This is a genomic window from Anaerocolumna sedimenticola (assembly GCF_009931695.1).
Taxonomy (GTDB): domain Bacteria; phylum Bacillota; class Clostridia; order Lachnospirales; family Lachnospiraceae; genus Anaerocolumna; species Anaerocolumna sedimenticola.
In genome coordinates, this window is the sequence record NZ_CP048000.1 from 1,029,246 (window position 1) to 1,053,755 (window position 24,510).

General features: G+C 36.4%; 17 protein-coding genes. 6 read left to right on the forward strand and 11 right to left on the reverse strand.

The window, feature by feature from the left end; translation table 11 throughout:
• Nucleotides 1-29: 29 nt before the first annotated feature.
• The 4 genes from Ana3638_RS04590 to Ana3638_RS04605 all read right to left on the reverse strand — a co-directional run bounded on the left by Ana3638_RS04590 (nt 30) and on the right by Ana3638_RS04605 (nt 6,313).
• Nucleotides 30-1,202: an AGE family epimerase/isomerase gene (locus Ana3638_RS04590; RefSeq protein ID WP_202621566.1), complete on the reverse strand. Its 1,173-nt coding sequence runs from the start codon at nt 1,200-1,202 to the stop codon at nt 30-32.
• Nucleotides 1,203-1,712: 510 nt separating this feature from the next.
• Nucleotides 1,713-2,696, reverse strand: coding sequence for a hypothetical protein (locus Ana3638_RS04595; RefSeq protein ID WP_161836986.1), 984 nt, complete (start codon nt 2,694-2,696; stop codon nt 1,713-1,715).
• 428 nt (nt 2,697-3,124) lie between these two features.
• Nucleotides 3,125-4,717: a DEAD/DEAH box helicase gene (locus Ana3638_RS04600; RefSeq protein ID WP_161836987.1), complete on the reverse strand. Its 1,593-nt coding sequence runs from the start codon at nt 4,715-4,717 to the stop codon at nt 3,125-3,127.
• A gap of 627 nt (nt 4,718-5,344) precedes the next feature.
• The gene (locus tag Ana3638_RS04605; protein WP_161836988.1) at nt 5,345-6,313 is read right to left on the reverse strand and encodes a DHH family phosphoesterase; all 969 of its coding nucleotides are present in this window, start codon (nt 6,311-6,313) and stop codon (nt 5,345-5,347) included.
• An 823-nt stretch (nt 6,314-7,136) separates the two neighbouring features.
• Here Ana3638_RS04605 and Ana3638_RS04610 point away from each other — a divergent pair.
• The 3 genes from Ana3638_RS04610 to Ana3638_RS04620 are packed head-to-tail and all read left to right on the forward strand — an operon-like array spanning nt 7,137 to nt 9,711.
• Nucleotides 7,137-7,919: an ABC transporter permease gene (locus Ana3638_RS04610; protein ID WP_161836989.1), complete on the forward strand. Its 783-nt coding sequence runs from the start codon at nt 7,137-7,139 to the stop codon at nt 7,917-7,919.
• A 1-nt stretch (nt 7,920) separates the two neighbouring features.
• Complete coding sequence (locus Ana3638_RS04615; protein WP_161836990.1) at nt 7,921-8,724, forward strand: ABC transporter permease; 804 nt, start codon at nt 7,921-7,923, stop codon at nt 8,722-8,724.
• Nucleotides 8,725-8,736: 12 nt separating this feature from the next.
• On the forward strand, nt 8,737-9,711 hold the full coding sequence (locus Ana3638_RS04620; RefSeq protein ID WP_161836991.1) for an ABC transporter ATP-binding protein: 975 nt from the start codon (nt 8,737-8,739) through the stop codon (nt 9,709-9,711).
• A 156-nt stretch (nt 9,712-9,867) separates the two neighbouring features.
• Here Ana3638_RS04620 and clpB read toward each other — a convergent pair whose 3' ends face one another.
• Entirely contained in the window at nt 9,868-12,471 is a 2,604-nt protein-coding gene (clpB, locus tag Ana3638_RS04625; RefSeq protein WP_161836992.1) for an ATP-dependent chaperone ClpB, read from the reverse strand.
• A 245-nt stretch (nt 12,472-12,716) separates the two neighbouring features.
• Here clpB and Ana3638_RS04630 point away from each other — a divergent pair, with 245 nt between their 5' ends.
• Complete coding sequence (locus tag Ana3638_RS04630; RefSeq protein WP_161836993.1) at nt 12,717-14,018, forward strand: LysM peptidoglycan-binding domain-containing protein; 1,302 nt, start codon at nt 12,717-12,719, stop codon at nt 14,016-14,018.
• Between the two features lie 14 nt (nt 14,019-14,032).
• On the opposite strand, the gene Ana3638_RS04635 is transcribed toward Ana3638_RS04630, so the two are convergent.
• From Ana3638_RS04635 to Ana3638_RS04660, 6 genes are all read right to left on the reverse strand, one after another.
• Nucleotides 14,033-14,767: an aminoglycoside phosphotransferase family protein gene (locus Ana3638_RS04635; RefSeq protein ID WP_161836994.1), complete on the reverse strand. Its 735-nt coding sequence runs from the start codon at nt 14,765-14,767 to the stop codon at nt 14,033-14,035.
• Between the two features lie 381 nt (nt 14,768-15,148).
• Nucleotides 15,149-17,074 (reverse strand): AraC family transcriptional regulator, encoded by a 1,926-nt coding sequence (locus Ana3638_RS04640; RefSeq protein ID WP_161836995.1) that lies wholly within the window; start codon nt 17,072-17,074, stop codon nt 15,149-15,151.
• 89 nt (nt 17,075-17,163) lie between these two features.
• A complete protein-coding gene (locus tag Ana3638_RS04645) occupies nt 17,164-18,114 on the reverse strand; it encodes a DUF1861 family protein (RefSeq protein WP_161836996.1) in 951 nt (316 codons plus the stop codon).
• 138 nt (nt 18,115-18,252) lie between these two features.
• Nucleotides 18,253-19,794, reverse strand: coding sequence for an extracellular solute-binding protein (locus Ana3638_RS04650; protein WP_161836997.1), 1,542 nt, complete (start codon nt 19,792-19,794; stop codon nt 18,253-18,255).
• Nucleotides 19,795-20,247: 453 nt separating this feature from the next.
• Nucleotides 20,248-21,168: a carbohydrate ABC transporter permease gene (locus tag Ana3638_RS04655; RefSeq protein WP_246240787.1), complete on the reverse strand. Its 921-nt coding sequence runs from the start codon at nt 21,166-21,168 to the stop codon at nt 20,248-20,250.
• A 236-nt stretch (nt 21,169-21,404) separates the two neighbouring features.
• Nucleotides 21,405-22,412 carry an ABC transporter permease gene (locus Ana3638_RS04660; protein ID WP_202621567.1) on the reverse strand — a complete coding sequence of 336 codons (1,008 nt, stop codon included), beginning with the start codon at nt 22,410-22,412 and terminating at the stop codon, nt 21,405-21,407.
• A 328-nt stretch (nt 22,413-22,740) separates the two neighbouring features.
• On the opposite strand from Ana3638_RS04660, the gene Ana3638_RS04665 reads away from it, so the two are divergent.
• On the forward strand, nt 22,741-23,745 hold the full coding sequence (locus Ana3638_RS04665) for a S8 family serine peptidase (RefSeq protein WP_161836998.1): 1,005 nt from the start codon (nt 22,741-22,743) through the stop codon (nt 23,743-23,745).
• A complete protein-coding gene (locus Ana3638_RS04670; RefSeq protein ID WP_161836999.1) occupies nt 23,715-24,476 on the forward strand; it encodes a S8 family serine peptidase in 762 nt (253 codons plus the stop codon). The genes Ana3638_RS04665 and Ana3638_RS04670 overlap by 31 nt, the downstream gene beginning before the upstream one ends.
• Nucleotides 24,477-24,510: the final 34 nt, after the last annotated feature.

Here is a 24,510-nt window from a genome sequence, read left to right on the forward strand (position 1 = left end):
TACCTTTCAGGGCAATCAGCCAAATATTTTTACCAGTCAACGTTTCTTTTAATTACTTCAAAACACATTCTTCCATTGTGGTAAGGGCATTTCCAAGGTCCCACAATTTCTTTTCTGCTCTCCGGTTCACCATTTTTATTAAGATCATAAAACCACTCTGAACCGCTTCTTTTATCTATCATATAATTCTTTATAAAATCCCAGATCTTAGCGGCTGCATCAATATACTCATTTTTACTGTTATCAATTTGATAACCGTTAATAAAACCAAGAACCGCTTCTGCTTCCACCCACCAGATTTTCGTTGTATCCACTTCTCCTTTAAAGCATTCATTATTAAGGGAAGTTCCGTCAAACCCTTCTTCTAAGATATGTTCTCTTAATGCATTGGTCACTTTTCGCATTTTAGCAGTATATGCTTCGTCCCCCAGGACTTCGCATCCGCGGTCAATCAGCCAGGAAGCTTCAATATCATGTCCGTAGGAATTCAGGTCTGATAAGGTCTTCATATTCTCATCAAAGAAAACTTCTAAAATCTTTCGTTCCGGATTATATAAAACATCTGCAAACTGATCCATCATCCATCTTAAACAGTTGCCCACTTTATCCTGTTTGTCCACACGGTACAGCTCCGTATAAGCTTCAAATACATGGAGCAGGGTATTCATGGTTTTACTTGCCATAAGGCCGTTCTCCGAAAGCTTTTCATTATCAACCGGTTCAAAGGTACGGTCAAAAGCTTCCAGATATCCAATGGAATCCTTACATTTTGTTTCTATCAGCTCAAATAAATCATATGCAAGCTTTAAACTTTCCGGATCTTTTGCTGCACCATAATAGGAAGATAATGCATATATTGCAAATGCCTGATTATACGTGTGTTTCGTAGTATCCTCCGGTTTTCCGTCATAGGTCATTGACCAGTATACACCGCCATATTCCCTATCCAAACAAGAATTCTTTAAAAATTCATATGCATGTTTTGCATGGTTTAAGCATTCTTCACTACCCAATGTTGTGTAAGCATTGGTAAAAAACCAGAGAATTCTGCTGTTTAAAATAACACCTTTTGTTGCTTCTTTGTGCAATTTTAAATCAAAATCGTAAAATCCATAATAACCGCCATATTGATTATCTCTTAAGTTTTCCCAGAACGGAATAATATTACTTACCAAATTATCCTTTACTTCCTTGATAAACACGATAATTTCCCACCTTCCATAAGATTTTTTGCTACTTTATTATAACATATTTGAAAGTGAATACAAGAGACCAATTCACTTTTTATGCACATTTTATATGTATAAAATTGTGCATTTATAGTGCATTATATCAAAACAAAAATTTCTAATTTACCTGACTAATTGTTCCTATCATTCTTTTCATAGTATATCTCTTGTGGTACCGTATCATTCGCCGAAGGTTAGAGTTCGGCCATTCAGGATAAAATCAACAGCTAATAACTTCGGTTCCAAACGTTTAGTTAATTTACTTCAGCTAATAACATGTTCCAAACGTAATATTTCTATGTTTTAAAAAAATATGGGAGGGCGGTTACATGAATACTTGGTATGGGATACTCCAGCTTGGGAGAAGATGTTTATATAGATAAAGAAGATTATAAGTGAGTGACGGCCTTATGCCCGTTATGCAGGTAAATCAGCCGGAGTATGAACTCCGACTGATTCGAGTAAGTCCTATTACAATAAAGTTTAAACCTGTTCGTCCACAGTTAAACCTTTGATATCCTCCGTAAGTAACTTTTCTTTGTCTGCCATGGCCTGAATTTCCCTGTGAATTTTGTCCCAGTCGGCATCATTCTTTTGAGCTTGTTCTATTGAGGTATCATCCCTATTATCTTTCGCTTTCTGTGCGGCTTTTTTATCATCGGCAGCTTTTTCCAGTTTTTCTTTTTCTTCTTTTTCTTTCTCTTTTATTTCTTCTGCTTTATCCTTATCCTCTTCTATCTTATCATCGATATTCTCTTTTGCTTCATCATACAGGCCGCTAATAGCTTCTTTACCGGCAGCTTCTAACATTTTATCCGATTCTTTACCTGCATCAACCATAGGGTGGGTCTTTAATTTGGCCAATTGAATTCCCTCGATAGTCATATGCTCACCGGTAATTGAATTTTTGGCATCATTAAGTCTTTCTCTCCAGGTCAATTCCATATCATGATATTTCAGAGCTGCTTTTTGATACTCTGTTAAAGGTCCCATATTTTCTATTCGCTGTTTTTCCTCTTCAGTAAGAGGAGTATCACCAAGGCCTTTGGCACAATCTTTCTGTTTTTCCAACAACTCCAGATCTTTTTGTTCGTCACTTTCCGGATCAATATTACATGTCTTCTGCAAATCCTGTTTCAGATTATCAATTCGATTTAATTCGTCCTGTGCCTCTTTTGCTTCTTTTTCTAATGCTTTAACATTATCCTGGTGTGACTCAATATTTTCATCTATTTTCTGTTCACCGGTAAAGGCACTTAACAACACTTTTATTGCATTCTTTTTCATATGATCTTTTTTGGAAAGTATATCCGTTTCGCCAAGTTGTAAGTTTCCGGCAAAAATGGTATCCCCGCTTTTCCCCTGCTTATTATTAACTTCCTCCTGTTTGTTTTGTTCCTTTTCTTTTGCCCCGGTATTTTGAATATAGATACTCTTGTTATAATTTTGTCCATTGATTTTATCCATGATTAATTCTCCCCTTTTTATTTTGAATTATAGTACTGATATTTAGTATAATAAATTTTATAAATTGCCATTTACTACCATATGTATCGGAGATTTAATCCTATAATTTAACCGGTCAGCTTATATTTAATTTAAAGAAATATAAATGCTTATAGAAGAACTGCTGTGCTCACATTACTATAAGTTCTTTGAATCATATGGAAATTTATACTAACATGATCTGAATAAACTTTTGGCACCTCTAATCCTAATATAATAATAAGAAAAAGAAACTGCCCATAGTTTTCCATGCGCCCGCAATCCTTTTAATGTAAAATGGGCACTGTTGGGCAGCGATAAAGCGTTATTTTATTGCATGAAAAAGGCTGAACCAATTGGTTCAGCCTTTTTCATGTATAATTAACGATCTTTATGCAATGATCTTATAGTCATTTTTTATTAGCCGGTTCGATATTAATACTCTTACCTTTTATTTTCGCATCTTTCATAACCTGAATGACATCCGAAGCATATTCCCTCGGAACTTCAACAAATGTATATTTGTCATACATGTCAATAGAGCCGATTAATTTACCGGGCATACCGGTTTCTCCGGCTATGGCACCCAAGATATCTCCCGGTCTTGTATTCTGCTTTTTACCGATATTAATGAAAAGCCTTACCATACCTGCTTCCGCACCGGTGTCGCCATAATCCATATAGCTTTCTTTCTCTTCAATCTGTTCATTTTCTTCACCCATGGTCATTTTAAGGAAAGCCGCCGCAATATCTAAAGTAGTATAGTCTTCTGCATTAACACGGGCCTCAATAATTTCAACCATTTTTGTTAAATCTTCCGAATTGATAATATTATTGACACGATCCAATATCTTTTCTGCTTTTACAGCTGTTACATCATTCATGGAAGGAATAGGCTGAGCAATAATTTTAGTCTTGCAGTATCTTTGGATATCCTTTAATTTATATACTTCTTTTCCAACTACAAGGGTAAAGGCACGTCCAGTACGTCCTGCACGACCGGTTCGGCCGATACGGTGAACATAATATTCATCATCCTGGGGTACATCATAATTAAATACCGCTTCCACATCATCTACATCAATTCCTCTTGCCGCTACGTCGGTAGCTACTAAGATATCTGTTTTTCCGTTACGGAAACTGTTCATAACACGGTCACGCTGCTGCTGTTTTAAATCACCATGAAGTCCTTCTGCAAAATATCCTCTGCCCTGAAGTACGGATACCAGTTCATCCACCTGTTTTTTGGTATTACAGAAAACTAAGGATAATTTCGGATCGTACATATCAATTAAACGGCATAAAACTTCTTCTTTATTTTTCGGTTTTACTTCATAATAATACTGTTCAATCTTAGGTACGGTTAATTCTTTTTTCACAACACGAATGATTTCTGCTTCTTTTTGATAAGTTTTTGCTATATCCATGATGGGTTTTGGCATGGTAGCAGAAAATAGTACCGTCTGCCTTTCTTCCGGAACATCCTTTAATATGGTTTCAATGTCCTCACGAAATCCCATATTTAACATTTCATCCGCTTCGTCCAATACCACAAGTTTTACATCATCAAATTTTACCGTTTTTCTTCTCATATGGTCCATAACACGGCCCGGAGTACCAATTACAATCTGGGTACCGGCTTTTAAAGAACGTATTTGTTTTGAAATTTCCTGTCCTCCGTAAATAGGCAGTACTTTAATTCCATGAAGAAACGTTGCAAGTTTTCTGATTTCATCTGCGATCTGAATAGCCAATTCTCTCGTCGGACTTAATACAACCGCCTGTAAATGTTTATTTTTAGGATCAATTGCCTGTAATAGCGGAATACCAAAAGCTGCTGTTTTACCTGTTCCTGTTTGTGCCTGCCCCACAATATCCTTACCGGATAACATAATGGGGATCGCATTGGCTTGTATCGGTGATGCTTCTTCAAAGCCCATATCAACAATTGCCCTTAATATGGGTTCAATAATTCCTAATTCTTCAAATTTCGTTGTTTGCATGTTTATTTCGGTTCCTTTCTTTTTCCTTAAATCTCTTATTATTTTGTCCTAGTTACCAGACATTCAATCCTTGATTAAATATCCGTGTTAACATAACTTAAGCATCTGCAAAATTATTATAAGAACGAACTTTCAGCTCCTATAACCAGATTTACGTCAAAAACGATCGCCGTGGGAATCGTAGTTCCCAAAAGTTTAATATAATCAACTCTTATTGAGTGAAATCCCATAATTTTTATGTAATAGGAAATCTTCTGAATTTCTTATTACACAAAATGTATTCTGCTTGCGGAATACTCTGCCTGGGGTGGGTTTCGCCAGCAACATCTTTCCATCTACCCCAGTGCGATCCTCGCGGAGCATTTTTTATCGTATAGGACGAAATTTCCTAGACGATAAAAAAAAGCTCTTGGCCAATTTGGACAGAGAGCTTAAATATATAATGTATTAACTATACTATTCTTAAACTATTCCTTTGCTCCAGATGCTTAATCCAGATAAATGTACCGTACGTATTATAACACGGAAACTTAATTTGGTCAAATAATTTCTGAAATTAATACATCTTTTAATAATTTACTGAATTTTCGGCAATTTTGCAACATTTGAAACAATTCAAATTACCCTTTAACTCTTTATTACCATCTCAATGACTCTTTGTTCTATCAAATGTGCCATTTCATCAATTTCCTGTTTTGTATTCAGGTTGGGCAGGAAACCTGCTGCCATAGTGGCATGCCCTCCGCCATCGCCAAAACCTGACAGCGCCTCTTTAATCACTTTTCCCGCATCCACTGTTTTTGATTCACTGCGAACGGAAAACTTAAGCCCGCCCACCCTATAAGAATAAACCAATGTAAAATCAACTTCCGATACCGTTAACAAAAAGTCAGAAATACTGCCGATAATCGCTTCCGAACAGTCATCACCGATTCTGGCTATTCCGACCCTGCCATATAGTTTCAGATTCGAGATTGCTTCCTGATAGGCAATCAGGTCATTTTTCCTTAAACTGCAATTATCAAAACCGAATAAAATATCTTTATCCGCTTTTTTATAAAGAAAGCAGAACATATCAATATCCAAATCCGATGCCCTTCTGGATAAATTAGCCGTATCCATCTTAATACCGTAACTTAGAGCTGTTGCTATTTCCATTGATATTTCAATTTTGTTTTCCACAAAATATTCTGCTATTAACGAAGCACAGGCTCCAATCTGACTGCGTATATCATAAAAACGGTACTCCAAAACCTCCTGTTTGGGATGATGGTCAATACAGGCAACTTTTCTGCCAATAAAATTAACCATATTGACATTACCCATCTGACCATCCACCAGGATTATTTCATCTTCCGCTTCCATTGAAAATTCTTTGTTATTATATATATCAATATGAAGAAGCTCAATCATTTTTAATGTGTTAAACTTATCAATCTGCCCATTATAACAAATAGTAGATTTTATACCCTTAATTTCAAGCAAAGCCTGTAATCCGTAAGCAGAAGCCAGTGCATCCTGATCCGGATAATTGTGCATTTGAATGTATACATGCTCTTTTGTAAGGATGGATATCAGTTCATCTAATTTAGTCATACACCTATGGTACCTCATTCTAACACTCGAAAAGTTGTCCGTTACAACTACAGTATGGCCAAAACCGTGTCAATGCTATTGTTGCTAAACGGATCAGTGTAAGCTGCAATTCTTTAATCACTTCCATTATATCTTATTTCAAGCAGAAATACTATATGAAGATCATTTACCCTGGAGGTTCATTTTTTCCATATACAGAAGAATCTTCCTTATGATCCGGAACATGTGAACATTCAAAACTGGAATGTACTGAAGAATCCTTATGATTACAATTCAATTGACACCTTTAATAAAATCGCTTTTCGGCACTTCTGGACGTATGCGCCTATTGACATAAACTGCATTAATAAGTAAAATATTGTTATATTAAAGTAATCATTGTATTATTATTCCATATTATATATGCTTAATACTATGTATATTAATTTAAAACAATATTATATCGTCTTATGTTATAACGTAGCATTCAAAAGTATATAGGTATTCTCTATGTTTGATTTATTATTTGTATTATTGTAATCTGACATGTAATATGACATGGCTTTATGTAGATGTTTAAATAATTTTCCCAATTATTTCGGGAATATTAAATTAAAATATCTTATATAAATGTAAGAACGGTTACACTCCAATTTTCTTTAGAAGAGTATGAGTTTATAAAATTTAATGTAATTGCTATGGATGTTACTTTAAATTGATTTACAGGCGATAATAGATATTATAGAGTAGGCTAGGCATCAATTCTGATTATGGTACAATGTGCCTTTATTCATAGTATAAAAGGTGTATTATTACATAGATATAACAATTAGAGGTATAATATATGAAATATATTGCTTTCTATAAAAAAGCATTTAAATCCATGACCTTTTATCGGTCTACAACGGTTATTCGGTTGTTAAGCTCGGTTTTGATGTATTTAATACAGTATAGCCTATGGAGTGCGCTGATTCGAACAGGAAATCATACGGACGTGTCTCTGAATGAGATGATTTCCTATGTGATTATCAACCTATTTGTTAACATGCTTACCGATACCAATATTGCATCTCAACTGGAACCGTCTATTCGGGATGGCTCTGTTGTCATGGACTTTATTCGTCCCATTAATTTCAGATTGTATTTATTCAGTTCCTCTTTGGGCATAAATACTTATAATATGCTTACCTCGGCACTTCCGATTGTAATTGTGATATTTATCTTTCATGACTTGTCATTTCCAAGTCCTTTCTATACGCTTATGTTTGTGCTTTCTCTGCTGATTGGGGTGTTAATAATATTTGAGCTTACATATATTTTTGGGCTGCTGGCCTTTTTTACACAGAGAGCATGGTATCTGCGCTGGTATCTGGACGGATTTAAAACTATTTTTGGAGGAACGGTCGTCCCGCTGTGGTTTTATCCGGATATACTAAAGCGAATGAGTATGCTTCTGCCGTTCCGGTATGTTTCATTTGAACCCGTCAATTTTTTCCTGCAAAGAACACCCATCGATGAGTCTTGGCGGGTTTTATTCATTGGTGCGGGATGGATTGTCATTTTGCGGCTTATTAGTACTCTTATTTACAATCGAATTATAAGTCGTATTACTATCAATGGAGGGTAAAATGCGGATAGGCCAAAAAATTCTCATATATTTTACATTTGCTAAATCTACGATCCGCCAGGAGATGACATACCGTGTTTCATTCATCACAGGTGTCGTCGGGCAATGGATCGCCTATGGCGGTACATTTTTAAGCCTTTATATCATGATTGAAAACTTTAATGTCATGGGCGGTTGGACTTCTTACGAGGTATTGTATTTATACGCTTTCAACCTCTTGTCTTATGCTCTGGCCGCTACAGTTTTTTTTACGCCGTGTAGAAGTCTGTCCATGAAAATCCGGACGGGCGAATTTGATATTTCGCTTACAAAACCGATTAATCCGTTTTTACACGAGATTTATAATGGCTTCAACTTCGGCTATATCGGCCACACTATTTTGGCTGTTTCTGTCATGATTTTTTCAGTATCTCATCTTGACACCCAGTTTTCCATTGTAAATCTGATACTACTATTGATTTGTGCAGCATTGCTGCAAGCGGCATTTCTTATTTTGTCGTCCAGCTTTTGTTTTATAACGGTCAATCAAAATCCGGTGTTTGATTTTATATTAGGAAATTTCAAAAGTTTCACAAATTACCCAATCACAATCTACGGAATAGCCATACAATTTTTATTAACGTTTATTCTGCCATTTGCGTTCATGAACTTTTATCCATCATTAATTTTGTTGGGCAAAACTCCTTCATCACCGTTTGCAGCTTGGCTTCCGTTTGTAAGTCCGTTTGTTGGCATTGCTATGTTCATACTAAGCATTAAAATCTGGAATTATGGTCTATCCAAATACCAGAGTTCTGGATCATAAAAGGGAGGAAATATGAGCCTGATTGAAGTAAATCACATACACAAGAATTTTAAAATCGCAGAGCCTACAAAAGGTGTTATGGGAAGCCTTAAATCTCTGCTTAAGAAGAAATATTACACCAAAGTAGCGGTGGAAGATATCTCCTTTCAGATAGATAGGGGAGAAGTAGTCGGATACATTGGGCCAAACGGCGCGGGAAAATCCACAACTATCAAAATTCTTTCCGGCGTGTTAACACCGACAAGCGGGTCTGTTACAGTCAACGGTATCATCCCCTATAAAAACCGGAAAGAAAACGCACTGAAAATTGGTGTTGTATTCGGACAGCGTTCGCAGCTTTACTGGGATTTACCGGTAGCTGACACATTCGAGCTGTATCAGAAACTATATAATATAAAAGACGACCTCTACAATACCAACCGTAGATACTTTACGGACATTTTGGAGATGCACGATTTTATCAACCAGCCTGTACGGCAGTTGAGTCTTGGACAGAAGATGAAAGCGAATTTGGCACTTTCTATGCTACATGACCCGGATATTCTTTATCTCGACGAGCCTACTATTGGACTGGACGTGATGAGCAAAAAAACGCTACGCACTTGTATTGCAGACATTAACCGAGATAAGCAAACAACCATCATCCTAACAACGCATGACATGGACGACATCGAAGCGGTCTGTGGCAGATTAATACTCATTGATAAGGGGAGAAAACTATTCGACGGTAGCCTGACAGATTTCGAGGAACATTACAAAAACGGTTATTTGGTGAGAATGCAGTTTGAAAGGAACCTGCCTGTTTGGGGGGCGGAAAAGAATTATAAGCTACTGGAGCAATCGGAAAACAATTTTGTTATCAGCGTAGATAAATGCCTGACGACTAGGGAGGCCCTGACTTATCTTATCAATCGCTACAATCCGGATAATATCTACATAGAAAAGGAAAAAATCGAGGACATTATCCAGAAGATTTTTACAAATTGAAGCTTATTTGGAGATATCATATTTAAAATGCCGGTATAGAATTGTTTTATCTCTAATCTGCATTTTACTCTACCCAGAAAGTGCAAAAAAGCCATCCCATTCTTATAAATTATACAAATCTTATAATTTTTAAGAATGGATGGCTTTGTTTGGAATTTACTTTATAAAAGTGGATCTGACCTTGAAATTTGACTCAAGTTTCCCATTTACCACATCAATAAGGATGGTATCCTGCTCCTGTATCTGATTGCTTAAAATCAGTTTTGCACTAAGTGTTTCCACATGTTTTTGCAGGTATCTCTTAAGCGGTCTTGCGCCGTATACCGGATCATAGGCCTGATCGATGATAAATGCTTTTGCGGCATCTGTTAATTCTATGGTAATCTCTTTATCCGACAGCCTTTTATTTAAATCATCCAGAAGTAAACTGATAATATCCCCGATATTCTCTTTTGATAACGGTTTAAACATAATAATCTCATCCAGACGGTTCAAAAATTCCGGACGGAAATGATTTCTCAGATCATCCATTACCAGAGACTCGCATCTTTCCGAAATATTACCGTCTGCTTCAATTCCCTCCAACAGATAGGTGGATCCGATATTGGAGGTCATAATAAGAATGGTATTCTTAAAATCTACGGTTCTTCCCTGGGAATCTGTAATTCGCCCGTCATCCAATACCTGAAGCAATACATTGAATACATCCGGATGTGCTTTTTCTATCTCGTCAAACAAAACGACGGAATATGGTTTTCTTCTCACAGCCTCCGTTAACTGACCGCCTTCTTCGTATCCAACATATCCCGGGGGCGCTCCGATTAAACGGGAAACAGAATACTTCTCCATGTATTCACTCATATCAATCCGTACCATATTCTGTTCATTATCAAAAAGGGATGCCGCTAATGCTTTTGCCAATTCTGTTTTGCCAACACCGGTAGGTCCTAAGAACAGAAAAGAACCGATGGGTTTTGATGGATCTTTAATTCCGGCTTTGGAACGCAAGATAGCATCGGAGACTTTACTGACTCCCTCTTCCTGCCCGACTACCCTTTTATGAAGTTCCACGTCCAAATGTAAGGTTTTATTTCTTTCACTTTCCGTGAGTTTCGCTACGGGAATACCCGTCCAGCGGGATACGATTCTCGCAATTTCATCTTCACTTACATTTTCATGAACTAAAGTATGGGCTTCTTTCTTAACTTTCTCTTCTTCCTCTGACAGCTGCCTGGTTAGGGATGGCAGTTTACCGTATTTTAATTCGGCCGCTTTATTTAAATCATAATTACGCTCGGCAATTTCTATTTCGTTGTTTAAAGCTTCCAACTCTTCTCTTAACTTCTGGACTTTTTCTACAGCGGCTTTTTCATTGTCCCATTTGGCTTTTCCCGCAGCAAAGATTTCCCTTTGTTCTGCCAGTTCTTTCTTAAGATCTTCAAGGCGTTCCATACTTAAACGGTCCGTTTCTTTTTTCAGTGCTGCCTCTTCGATTTCCATCTGCATAATACGCCTTTGTATATCGTCAAGTTCGGTAGGCATGGAATCCAGTTCCGTTTTAATTAAAGCACAGGCTTCATCCACCAAATCGATCGCTTTATCCGGAAGAAAGCGGTCGGATATATAACGGTTTGATAATATGGCTGCCGATACTAAAGCACCATCGGTTATTTTAACTCCATGAAATACTTCATAGCGGTCTTTTAAACCTCTTAATATGGATATGGTATCCTCAACCGTGGGCTCATCCACCATAACCGGTTGGAAACGTCTCTCCAGGGCCGCATCTTTTTCGATATACATCCGGTATTCATTCAGGGTTGTTGCGCCGATACAATGGAGTTCGCCCCGGGCCAACATAGGTTTTAACATGTTTCCGGCATCCATTGCTCCTTCTGTTTTTCCTGCACCGACTATGGTATGCAGCTCGTCAATAAATAAAATAATCTGCCCGTCGCTGTTTTTAACTTCTTCCAATACCGCTTTTAATCTTTCTTCAAATTCACCGCGGTATTTTGCACCGGCAACCAATGCCCCCATATCCAGGGCAAATATTTTTTTATCTTTCAGGCCCTCCGGTACGTCTCCTCTTACGATTCTCTGGGCCAGGCCTTCTACTACTGCGGTTTTACCGACACCCGGTTCACCGATTAATACCGGATTGTTTTTTGTTTTCCTGGACAGAATCCGAATAACATTACGGATTTCGGAATCCCTGCCGATAACCGGGTCTAGTTTTTGTGCTTTTGCCCTCTCTACCAGGTCTGAACCGTATTTTTCAAGAGTGTCATAAGTTGCCTCCGGATTATCACTGGTTACTTTCTGATTTCCTCTGACCGTCTGAAGCGCCCCAAGAAAAGCCTCTCTGGTAATTCTGAAGTTCCGGAACAGCTCCTTCACTTCCCTGTTAGGCTGTTTTAACATACTCAGGAAAAGATGTTCCACGGACACATATTCGTCCCCCATGGATTTAGCTTCATTTTCCGCGTAAATTAGCACCTTATTTAAATCATTGCTGATATATACTTGTCCTCCGGATACTTTAGGCCTTTTATTAAGAAGTCCTTCCACCTGGACAGTAAATACCTCCATGGTAATATCCATCTTTTTTAACAATTTTTGTATTAAGCTATCTTCCACGGTGATCAGGCTGTATAGCAAATGTTCCTGGTCGATTTCCTGGTGTCCGTAGTCTAAGGCAATTTTTTCGCAATCCTGAACAACCTGCATGGATTTCTGCGTAAATTTATTGACATTCATAATTTGCACCGACCTTTCTAATTAACTTAGTTCGTTTTGTATATTCTTATTTCGCTTTTACTTGTTCTATAACTAATATAACACCTATAATATAATTACGCAAGAGGGATTTTTAGAAAATTTGAATATAAATACTTATCCTAACTAATATTTTCATTATGTTATAATAGCTTATTTATTATTATCATCTTTTCTCAAAAATTTCATATTATCTTATTAAGTTGTTAAGTTGAAGGATTATTAAAATGAAAATTTATGTAGTTCAGCCTGGAGATACTGTCTACTCTATAGCAAATAAATTTAATTTACCAGTTGAAAAAATAGTACATGATAATAATATTTCTCCGGATTACGGAATTGTAAACGGGCAAATTATTATATTGGCATATCCAACGCAGACCTATATGGTACAACCAGGTGATACTTGGAAGAGTATTGCTGAAGCTACTGGTTTGTCTATTGTTCAATTATTGCAGAATAATCCTTTTCTATCAGAAAGAGATTATTTGAATATAGGGGAAGAGTTAGTTATAAGCTACGATAAACGAGAAGAACTGTTGGAAGTAAATGCTTATTGTTTCTCTTTTATCGATGATAACATACTAAAAAAAGCATTACCTTATCTGACCTATATTACAATTGCTAACTATAGGGTATCTGCGTATGCTGAAATTGAAGCCCCGGATGATACAGATATAATTCAGGTAGCAAAAGAATATGGCGTAGCTCCTATTATGATGATTACAACGGCTACAGAACTGGGAAGAGGAAGCTTTGGTATTACACACAAGATATTTAACAATGAAGAATTACAAAATGAATTAATTAATAACATAATATACTATTTAAGGGGAAAAGGGCTTTCCGGCATTAACTTCGGTTTCTCTAATGTAATTCCGGAGGATTTACAAAGCTATGTCAATTTCATTATACGAACAGCAGAAATACTTCAGAGTGAGGGTTACCAGGTACATGTTACATTAATACCTAATACTTTTGGATATCATGCTGATGAAAATAATGATAACCCATATTATTCACAAATCGGCCAGGTGGTAGACAGGGCAATTCTTCAGTCATATACATGGGCATCGGCAGATATTGATTCTTATGAACAGACTACTATTCCATTTTTAAAAGGTTATGTCGAATATGCTATAACACAGATACCTGCGGAAAAAATTTTGTTAGGTTATACGCGGATAGCATACGATTGGGAATTACCTTATGTGGAGAATGAGTCTCCTGTTAATGCATTAGCTAATTACCAGGCTTTATCCTTAGCACACCAGATCGGAATTGATCTTGGTTTCGACGAATATTATGTTACCCCTTACTTTCGTTATTACAACGATGGAATAGAGCATTTTGTCTGGTTTAAAGATGCAAGGACATTACATGCCATTTTAGATATAGTAATTGCGTATAACCTTAGCGGAATCAGTATATGGAACACAATGGATTTTACACCCCAGTTATGGGTTACTCTTAATTCTCAATTTAATATTTCCAAAATATTAAATGTAACATCTGAAATTTTATCATAATATAAAAGGTTCATCTACTCGTCAGGACATTCACCCTTTCTTGCTATAATAATAACTGACAGATAATCCTGTATCATTTCTCTGGTAACATTCATTTGTATAAGATATAAATCAGTTAAGGTTTTCTTAAAATACAATATTTCATCCTTATTATTAATTCCTGCCGGCACAGGTGTATATTCCATTAAAAATACGGTTCTTGCTACATCATACAAAAAAGTTCCATGACACAGGTTCATAAAATCTATAACACTTGTTCTTCCGTTTGACAGGATTATATTATCCGGATGGAAATCGCCATGGCAAAGTGCATTTCCATCCGGTAGCTTATCTACCATATGCAATACCTCTTCCCGTTTATTGATATCTGTTGCTAATGCTTTCGTTATATAATACTTTAAAAAATCTTTATAATTTGATACATTATTAATCCCGTTTTTAAGAATAGCTTTGTGTAAATCCGCCATATATACGGCACATTTATGTACATCACCGGTTTTTAAAACCCAATCAAGGAGGGATTCACCCTCCACATTGTCATATATAATCCCGATTCTTTCTTTATAAGAAATTATTTCATATGCCTTTGGCTTTGTAAAATTCATATCTCTGATTGCCATTGCATTATGGAATTCTTTTTCTACCGCTTCTTTAGGATAATCCTGGCAGAAAAGCTTAAGTACCTTACCTTCTTCCCATTCATAAACTGTTGCTGTATTACCTACTCCGATTATTTTTTCGCTGTTCATATATATTTCCTCCTATCTTTATATTTCTATATTTATGATTTTATAACTCTAATCTTTTTTATTACTCATACTGTACCAAATATAATAATGACGTTTTGTTAAATCATCCAAGAAAAACTTAGGAATTCCTAAATCAAACGGAACAAAATCAAAACAATATTTATTTGAAATATCAAATGCCTCAAAAAGTTATTTTCATATACAGCATGATATCGTTTTAATTATGTATCTCCCCCAATTATTAATTTTCTATAATAATTACAGACTAAAATAAAAATATTTTACTACATAAACCCATATATTGCTATCTTATTAACGAAACTGTGATTGGGAAAGTAATTTCTTCGGTTATTTATTCATTTATGAGACAGATGTATAACTCTATAAATTCATTCTTATCCCCGCACTATTACGAAAAACGGTTGGTGTCATACCATAGGCATTTTTAAATAGTGTTGCATAATAAGCAGAGTTGGTGAATCCAAATTCAATTGCGATATCATTGATCGTTTTTGTTGTTTCCAAAAGGGCAACTTTCGTTTTTTCCAGCCGATAATTCATAACATAATTGGAATAGGATTCCCCTTGGATGGATTTAAATATCTTACCAACATAGGTCGTTGACAGGCCAAAAACCTGAGAAACACTTTTTAAAGATAAATCCGGATTTTTATAGTTTGAATTCGTATATTCCAGAATGGATTCAACCAGTTTTTTGTTTTTTTCATGATAATTTGCTGTTACCTGGTTGTTGGAATCAATCAGTTCCTCTCTTCCGATAAGCTGATTCATTTCAAGATACTGCTTTGCTTTCTGGCAGGAGATCGATACATCCTTTTGACTGTCTACAATAAGGCCTAAGCTTCCGCTTACGGTAATACGGATCATCTCCTCTGCAAATTGTTTCAATTGTTTGAAACTTAACATATAATCCTCTGAGATATCCTTTTTATCCAGCATAAATAACAGACCAACCAGATCATTACCAATGTCGACGGATTTGCAGTGAAAACTTTTTTCGAATATTTCATCTGCCAGATTACAGATAGTATAACGGTATATTTTAAACTCTTCTTCCTGTTCTGCCTCATTTAGCGGTAATAAATTCTGTATTTTTATTAATAAAACACAAAAGTGATTCGCCGAATATTCCCCTCTTATCTGCCTTAATTCATGATCCGGAATCATTACAGGCATTTGCTGCCCTAACAATAAACACCGTAAGAACTGTGTCCGGATATAATTCTGATGAGCATACCTTTCCTGCTTCCCTCTTGCGATAGCAATATCCAGATATCTTAGTTCATCCATATCAGACAGTTCTTCCGCATCTGCCGCGTTACGGATTTTATTTACAAGCTGAACAAGCGGTTTTTTAATCTTTTTATTAAACAATGCGGATATTAATATACAGATCAGGATAAAAAATGCTGATATACCGATAAAGGGATAACTGATATCCTGAAATGCCTTATTAAAATAGGAATAGTCCTGTACGTCAATAAACCACCAGCTAAATTCTGCAGATTTCGAAAAAAACACCATCTGCCTCTTTGCCTTATCGTCATAAACAAAACATCCTTCCGTTTTGTTTTTAAGAGTTATAATGGAGTAAAAATAATCAGATAAAGGGTTATTTTGTATGATATCTTTCGTATTGCCGGTTACTGCATTCCCATTGGAATCTATAATATAAACGTTTCGTTCCTCTCTGCCGTTTTTATTAATACTGTACTGAAACAAATCCGCATTCACATCAATGACTATCGCTGCATTGTAGTAGGGAAGGTATTGTAAAAATGAAACTACATTTTTGGATTCCTTTGATATTTTAATCGTTCTGGGTACAATATATTTCTGCTTATTAATCATGGAAGAAGCAAAGTCGATATCTCCGTTTTCATTATTACTCCCCAAAGCCTGAACACATACGGAATTATTAAAATTAATGGCAGCTATATCTTCTATGTAAGAATAATAACTTTTTATATCCGTAAGCCTTAAAAATAAATAATAGTCATCCTGTTTATTATCGTTTTTGTTCTGATAAAAACGCAGAGCTTTGCTGTCACCTGCTATGACTGTCATAACATTATCAACGTCTGTCTTCAAATTCTCCACACCGCTTACCAGCTGATTCAAAAGTTGTTTTGAAGTCTCAGTGGAATAATTTTTTAAATTATTCGTAAAAACTTTATAGGTGCAAATTAGGATCAATACGGTAATTATAAGTATACTAACGGAATATGCAAGTAATGTCTTCCGGTATACGGAATAAGATAGCAATTTATTAATAATCTTTCTCAACCCAGGCTCCCATCTGCGTGTTTAACACACTTATAAATAACGGGGATATGATTGTATTCTGTCACATTGATTCCTCCAAACAGGACCGGTTATTTAAGCGGTACACTAAAAGGATAATCTATTGCAATACGTCCTTCCATGGAATCACCGATTCCTCCGTAAAGATCTGCCTTGCCATCCTCCCTCATTACAATTCCGGAAGTAAACGTACAATCCACAAGACTTGGAACCTTAGCCGGTGCATATGGGTAACAAGCTCTGGTACCTATAATCTTTTTATTTTTTATTTTGAAAGTAACGGGATTAAATTCAAAAGACACGTTCACATAAACCGCTAATTCTTCTCCATCTTCAACCGCTTCTTTATAACTTTGATGTCCTATGATTCCTATATTTCCATCTTCCAGCAGATAAACCTGATTACAGCCGCCCCATTCATCCATGTCAAATATACCGGCAATGGGCGCTGCATTTTGTATCACTTCATCTGTGAGATCATCAAGAGTTTCTATTACAGTAAATCCAATCATGGCATCACAGCCATATTTCTTTTTGATTTCTTCATTTCTGGGTCTTGAGAAAACACCGATTTTACCATCCAGAAGTTCCACAAGACGGATATCTTTCATATAATCCGGTCCCGTTGTAAAATAAACCAGGTCATTTAAATCAGTTCCTTTATAGAAATATCCATAATAAGTATCGATTTTACCGCTGCGTTTTCTTACATGGGTACCGCCTAATATCATTTCACCCTTTATTATACTAATATACGGATCTTCCAACTGGTAAATCATATGGTCTTTAACCAGGGAATACTCATCTCTTCCTGTCTTCTCAAATAATCGAACCCAGGACCTGGCCCATTCTTCCCTTTTCTCAACCCGCCCATAGATATATTCTTTTCCTCTCCAGGTAAAAGGAATGGAACAATTATAAACGTCAAATCCTTCTACTCCATGAAAGGATAATATCACACTTTCATAGATTTTATTCATTTTATCCGCCTCAAATTGGTTTTTCTTACTCTTTATAGACATATACTTCCTCCTTTATTTTTTACGAAATCCACTAAATTAAATATAACAATTGGTGAACTTATTTGCAAGTCAAGAAAAATCTTTGGAGAAGATACTCCAAAGATTTTCCGTACTTAAGGAATAGTTACCGGTTGTGTTTTATTGGTTTTCTCCTAATTGTTTACTAAATTCCGCTACTAAATCATCAATACCGGCTTCCTTTAATAATTTAAGCGCTTCCTCGATATAGCTATCATAGTCTACTACACCGGATGCCATAGGAGCTATATTAGAAGCTATAATTGTATTAACATCAGCAAGCTGAGTCTGAAGTTTTGAACCGTCGAAAGTGAATTTGGAAGCAACCCCTTCCACTGCGGTATCATCCAGCTTATAGAGATGGTCATTGGTTATCTTCGGTGCAACAGCACTGGTATATTCAAAATTAATGTTACCAATCATCCAGGTTGGGAAAGAATATGGCGCTGCCCCTGATGAAGCATCTGTAATCGCTTCATAATTTCTGTCATCCAGTTTCTTATAATCCGTGCCTTCCGTTCCATATAAAAATAAATCGAAATTATCCTGATTTAAATATAACCAGTTAATAAATTTAACTGCTGCTTCCGGATGTTTGCTGGATAGAGGAACTGCCTGCATATTTCGTGTACCATATGGGCGGATTTCCGGTGTTTTCGTATCATAATCCAACCAAACAAAATCATCTGTTGTAATATCAGGGTAGTTTTTCTTAATGCCTGTAATATCTCCGATAGTACCTGCATGAACTAGCCAATCACCGGAATTTAACTGATTATCCATCTGATCCTTTGTCGTTGTTAATACATCCGGGTTAATTAATCCTTTTTCATACCACAGATGTGCTTTGTTGCAGCTTTCTTTAAAGGCATCTGTTTCAAAATAATTTTTAACGTTTCCGTCCTGATTTACATAGAAAATTTTATCATATAGTACATAGTTATTATCACTGTTAAAGAAATAACCGCCTACCTGCTCGGTTCCGCACATAGGGAAATAAGGTTTCTGGTTACCCTCCCAGTTTTTCATAACTGTTTCGTAAGCACTGGTTAACTCCTCGAATGTAGCAGGTACTTCCAAATTGTATTTCTTTAAAATGTCAGTTCTGATAGATGCCTGATGATTTAATGCACTTTCAACCCAGTATGCTGGAATACCATATTGTTTTCCTCCCACCTGCCCGGACTTCATTGCACTTTCCGGATTCTTTTCTTTAATTGCCGAACCGTATTGGTTTATTAAATCCGTAAGATCTGCCAGGGCTCCCCTGGATGCGTAATTTGCCAGTGAAACACGGTCATTCATAACATGGAACATATCAAATTCTTCCCCGGTGGAAAGCATGATATTTAATTTCTGATCCCAGGCATCCCAGGCTATATATTGAAGTTCAATCTGAACCCCTACACCATCTGCCAGTAATTTATCGTTTACATTTTTAAGACCTCTCTCCAAATCCTTGGGAGCATCCCCCGGAACAACATAAACCAGTTTTACCACTTCATCCGATGCGGTATTGTCATTTGATGTATTACTTCCGGTTGTAGACTGTGCGTCTGTTTGTTCTCCTCCTGCCGGATCCGTATTAGTTTTGTTGCTGCAGCCTGTGAGAATGGATATAACCATCATAACGGTAAGTAATAAAGCAATTCCTTTTTTCATAAACACCTCTCCTAATTCATTATAATAGGTAATTGCGAAACAAGATTATTGTATTTATATACCATGATGCCGGGGTCAAAAGCCCTTTAATCATAGATATTATGAATACAGTGTATATATCTTCGATTTGGCGTCGACCGGCCGAAAACACTGCATATATTTTGTCAAGACTCTGGCTAAAAATCATGCCAGCAGGTTTGATTTTCGAGCCGTTTAGAGGCTTGCAAAAAATATAGTGTTTGAGGGAAAGGTAGCTGAATTGAATATATATACGCTCGTATTCATTCAAAACCCTTAATTGGGGCTTTTGACCCCGGCATCATACCATGCAAATAATACAATTTTAGAGCTGGAATCTTGCCAAAAGGGCAACTGAAGCTATGAAATTCGTATGATTTGTATGACATATTTTCATAAAATTTTATAGTTTTGCAATTACTTTAGATTCTATAATTAACCCTTAACAGAGCCAACTACCAAACCTTTTACATAATACTTTTGTAAAAATGGATATAAAAGTACGATGGGACCTATGGTTACTATCGCCGTTGCCATCTTAAGGGATTCCGCCGGAGCAACCGCTGATGAAGTCCCGCTTAAATACTGTAAATCCTTTAACATGCTGATTTGTGATTTTAGCTGCAGCAGTAAGTACTGTACGGGATATAACTTTTCGTTATCCACTAACATAACCGCATTCCACCAGTCATTCCAGTAACCAAGTCCGTAAAACAATCCTACCGTAGCCAGTGCCGGAACCGTTAACGGAAAATATATTTTTAGTGCAATGACCATATCATTTGCGCCGTCTATGGTAGCCGATTCCCTTAAGGAATCCGGTAATGAGCTCATAAAATTCCGGACTAAAAACATATTAAACGTGTTAAACAACAATCCTGGAATAATCAGCGCCAATAAATTATTACGCAGATGCAGCATATCGCAGATTAAATACCAGGGAACGATTCCGGATCCAAATACCATCGGTATAAAGAAATACATTCCAAGTAAGTTTCGGTATTTTACTTTTTTATTTGCCAAAGTGTAAGCCGCAAGTCCCGTAATTACAATTGCAAGTAAGGTTCCCACTACTGTTACGAAGATGGATATGAAATAACTCCGTATTACATCGGAACCACCCTGGAATATAAGCTTATAAGCATACAAGGATAACTTTTTCGGGAAAAAGCTGTATCCGTTCCGGGTTATGGAGGTCTCATCCGTTATAGAAACCATAAAGGTTAATACCATGGGTAGCAGACAAATCAGTGCAAATACCAAAATGACTCCCCCAATGAAAAAATAAGACCAGGTAAACCTTTTTTTCATAGTTACCACCATGGTTTTCTTTTTTTGTTTTATATTTCTTTTCAATTTTCTGCCTCCTTTCTTTTTTATCTTTAACTTAGGTAATTGTGAAACTCCACTATTGTATCGATATACCATGCAATTAATACAATTTCAGAGCTGAATCTTGCCCATAGGGCAACTGAAGCTATGAAATTGTATCAATTGTATGGTATATTCGGAAAACTAGATAGTTTCGCAATTACCTATTATCTTTAACTAGAATTCGAGTATCAAATACCGCATCAGAATGGCTATCTTCTTTAATATAACGCACCATCCGGATAAAACTTTCTGGTCAGCCAGTTAGAACCGTAAACCATAATAAATCCGATGCCAGACTGGAACAATCCGATTGCCGTGGACTGGGACATATCCCCTACCTGCCGCATGGAACGGAATATATAGGTATCAATAATATCCGTAGTTTTATATAGCGTACCATTATCTCCGACTAAAGCATATATCATACCAAAATCACCATACATGATTTTGCCCAACGATAATAATGTCATAATAATAATGGTTGGCATAATTAAAGGAATGGTAATCCGAAATACCTTATGTAAACGTCCGGCTCCATCAATGGAAGCCGCTTCATATAAAGAATCATCAATACCCGTAATGGAAGCCAGAAAGATTATGGCACTCATACCGGCGCCTTTCCAGATTCGCATGAATACAAGAATAACCGGCCATACATCCGGATTGGTATACCAGTTCACTGTCTCCATTCCGATTGATTTTAAGATAGAATTCACCAAACCATACTCCGTAGAGAATAAGCTGATTAAAATATAACTGACCATAATCCAGGATATATAACTAGGAAACAACATAACCGACTGTGTTGTCTTAACAAACCATTTACAGCGAAGTTCATTCAGCAGAAGAGCCAATACCACTGCCATTATGGTTCCTGTTAGTATAAATAATACATTTAAATAAATTGTATTATAAGTAACACGGAAAGCATTTTGTGACTGGAAGAAAAATTTAAAGTTGTTAAATCCCACCCACTTAGCTCTGAATATAATATCAAAAATAGAATTGTTCCTATAATCATACCGTTGAAAGGCAATCAGCATATACGGATATGCCATATAGCTGAATATAAATACATAAAGGAGTGCCGGCAACGCGATGATATAAGAAAACTTATTTCTTGCAATATCCTGAAGCAGGCTTACTTTTTTCTTATTGTTATAATGCACAGTAATTTTTTCTTTTGTCGTAACTACTCCTGTTCTATCTGTTCCTTTTCTCTTCAAAACTTAAACACCTCCTCTTGTTCTGTCATGCTCTCATTTTAGTATGCGTTTTGCAGGGTGTAAACTGAGGAGAATTTGCTTACGTCTTTGAAAAATAGCAATTTCACCTTCAAAATACTGATTTTCCTTTTAAAAACCTGCAAAAAGATAGCAGAAGACGCTATTCTTTGTGATTTTTGGGGTTGTATATTAAAAACGGGAAAAATGATAATAATACCGCAGTCAGATCTGTGGTTACCGAACTAGTTTCCAGAATTGAGTATGTATTTGACACATTTTTACCAAAATATCATATATGATAATAAAGATAGATATAGGGTAAAAATATATGAGTGATGAGGAAAAATATAAGATAATAAGCAATGCCTATGCTGATTTTTTAATAGAATACAATAATGATGTTACTCGTTTTGCAGCTTTTCCAAATAGCTCTGTTAATTATATAAATAAAAAGTATGCGGTTATCCATATGCCTGTAAGTAATATGACACCGGATAGTATTTCAAAATATGGTTATTCGGCTCTTCCTGGTTGTTACGGTTTATTATCTGCTCCCGGATATAATTCCACAGGAATTGACAAAATAAGGAACATTCCCGACTTATTGTTAAGAGGCAGAGGTATTCTGATCGGATTTGTAGATACCGGTATCGAATATACCCATCCCGCATTTAAAAACATAGACAATACTACCAGAATAATTTCTTTATGGGATCAAACCATAGACAGTGCGAACCATTATCCGGAAGGATTTTTTTATGGAACAGAATATAACCGTAATTTAATTAATCAGGCTATAAAAAGTGACAATCCCCTCGCCATTGTACCAAGCACGGACGAAAATGGACACGGAACTATGCTTGCCGGCGTTGCGGCAGGGACACCGGTAGAAGAATACGGGTTTATAGGTGTTGTTCCCAGCGCAGATTTAGTTATTGTTAAATTAAAACCTGCAAAACCGTATCTTAAAACGTTTTTAGCCATTCCTGAGGAAGCTATCTGTTATCAGGAAAATGATATTATTTTAGGTGTAAAATATTTAACACAAGTCGCCGAAAGACTGAAGCGTCCCATCGCTATTTGTATTGGGTTGGGTTCTTCAGGAGGCGATCATGGCGGAAGCGGTATGTTAAGCCAGTACTTATCCTCAATCTGTGAAAATCCAAGAACAGCTGTTATTGTATCTGCAGGAAATGAAGGAAATACCGGGCATCATTATTTTGGAGAAAGAAAACCTAATATGAATCCGGATAATGTTGAATTTATTGTAGCCAATGATGTATCCGGTTTTTCTATGGAATTTTGGGGGTTTCTCCCAATAATTTCTGGATAGATATCTTTACTCCCACGGGGGAATTTATATCAAGAATCCCTCCAACCTTAAAACATACACTGTATCTGACTCACGATAGTACGGTAATAACAGTGGATATCAATTCAAAAGAAGCTACTATAAATAAACAATTTATTCTTTTTCGTTTTCATAATCCAATGCCGGGAGTATGGAAGTTCCTGGTGTATGAGCAAAACAGTGATCTGCCCTTAAGATATCATATATGGATGCCTATCGAAAGCTTGATGACACCTGGTACATTCTTTTTAAATTCCAATAATGAAACGACGATTACCACACCCGGTAATTCTGAAGGACCTATTTGTATTACTGCTTATAACTATGTTGATCAAAGCCTGTCTAATAATGCCAGCAGGGGATATACGGTACTGAATTATCCCAAACCGGATTTAGCTGCTCCGGGGGTTGATATTTTATGCCCAACAATCAACCATCAATTTGTTAATGCCACAGGTTCAAGTCTAGCTGCTGCCCATGCAGCCGGAGTTGTTGCAATGTTGCTGGAATGGGGAATTGTAAGAGGTAATTATACGGCTATGAATAGTACTTTAGTGAAACGTTTATTAATTCAGGGTGCAAGAAGAAATCCCGATATGGAATACCCGAATCCTGATTGGGGGTTCGGAATTATAGATATTTTTAGAACTTACCAATCCTTAATTAATGACGGAACCATGATATCCGAAATGTATTATTGTGATTTGTATTAGCAAGGATTCAGTCTTGCCGTCTTTTGGTACTTTC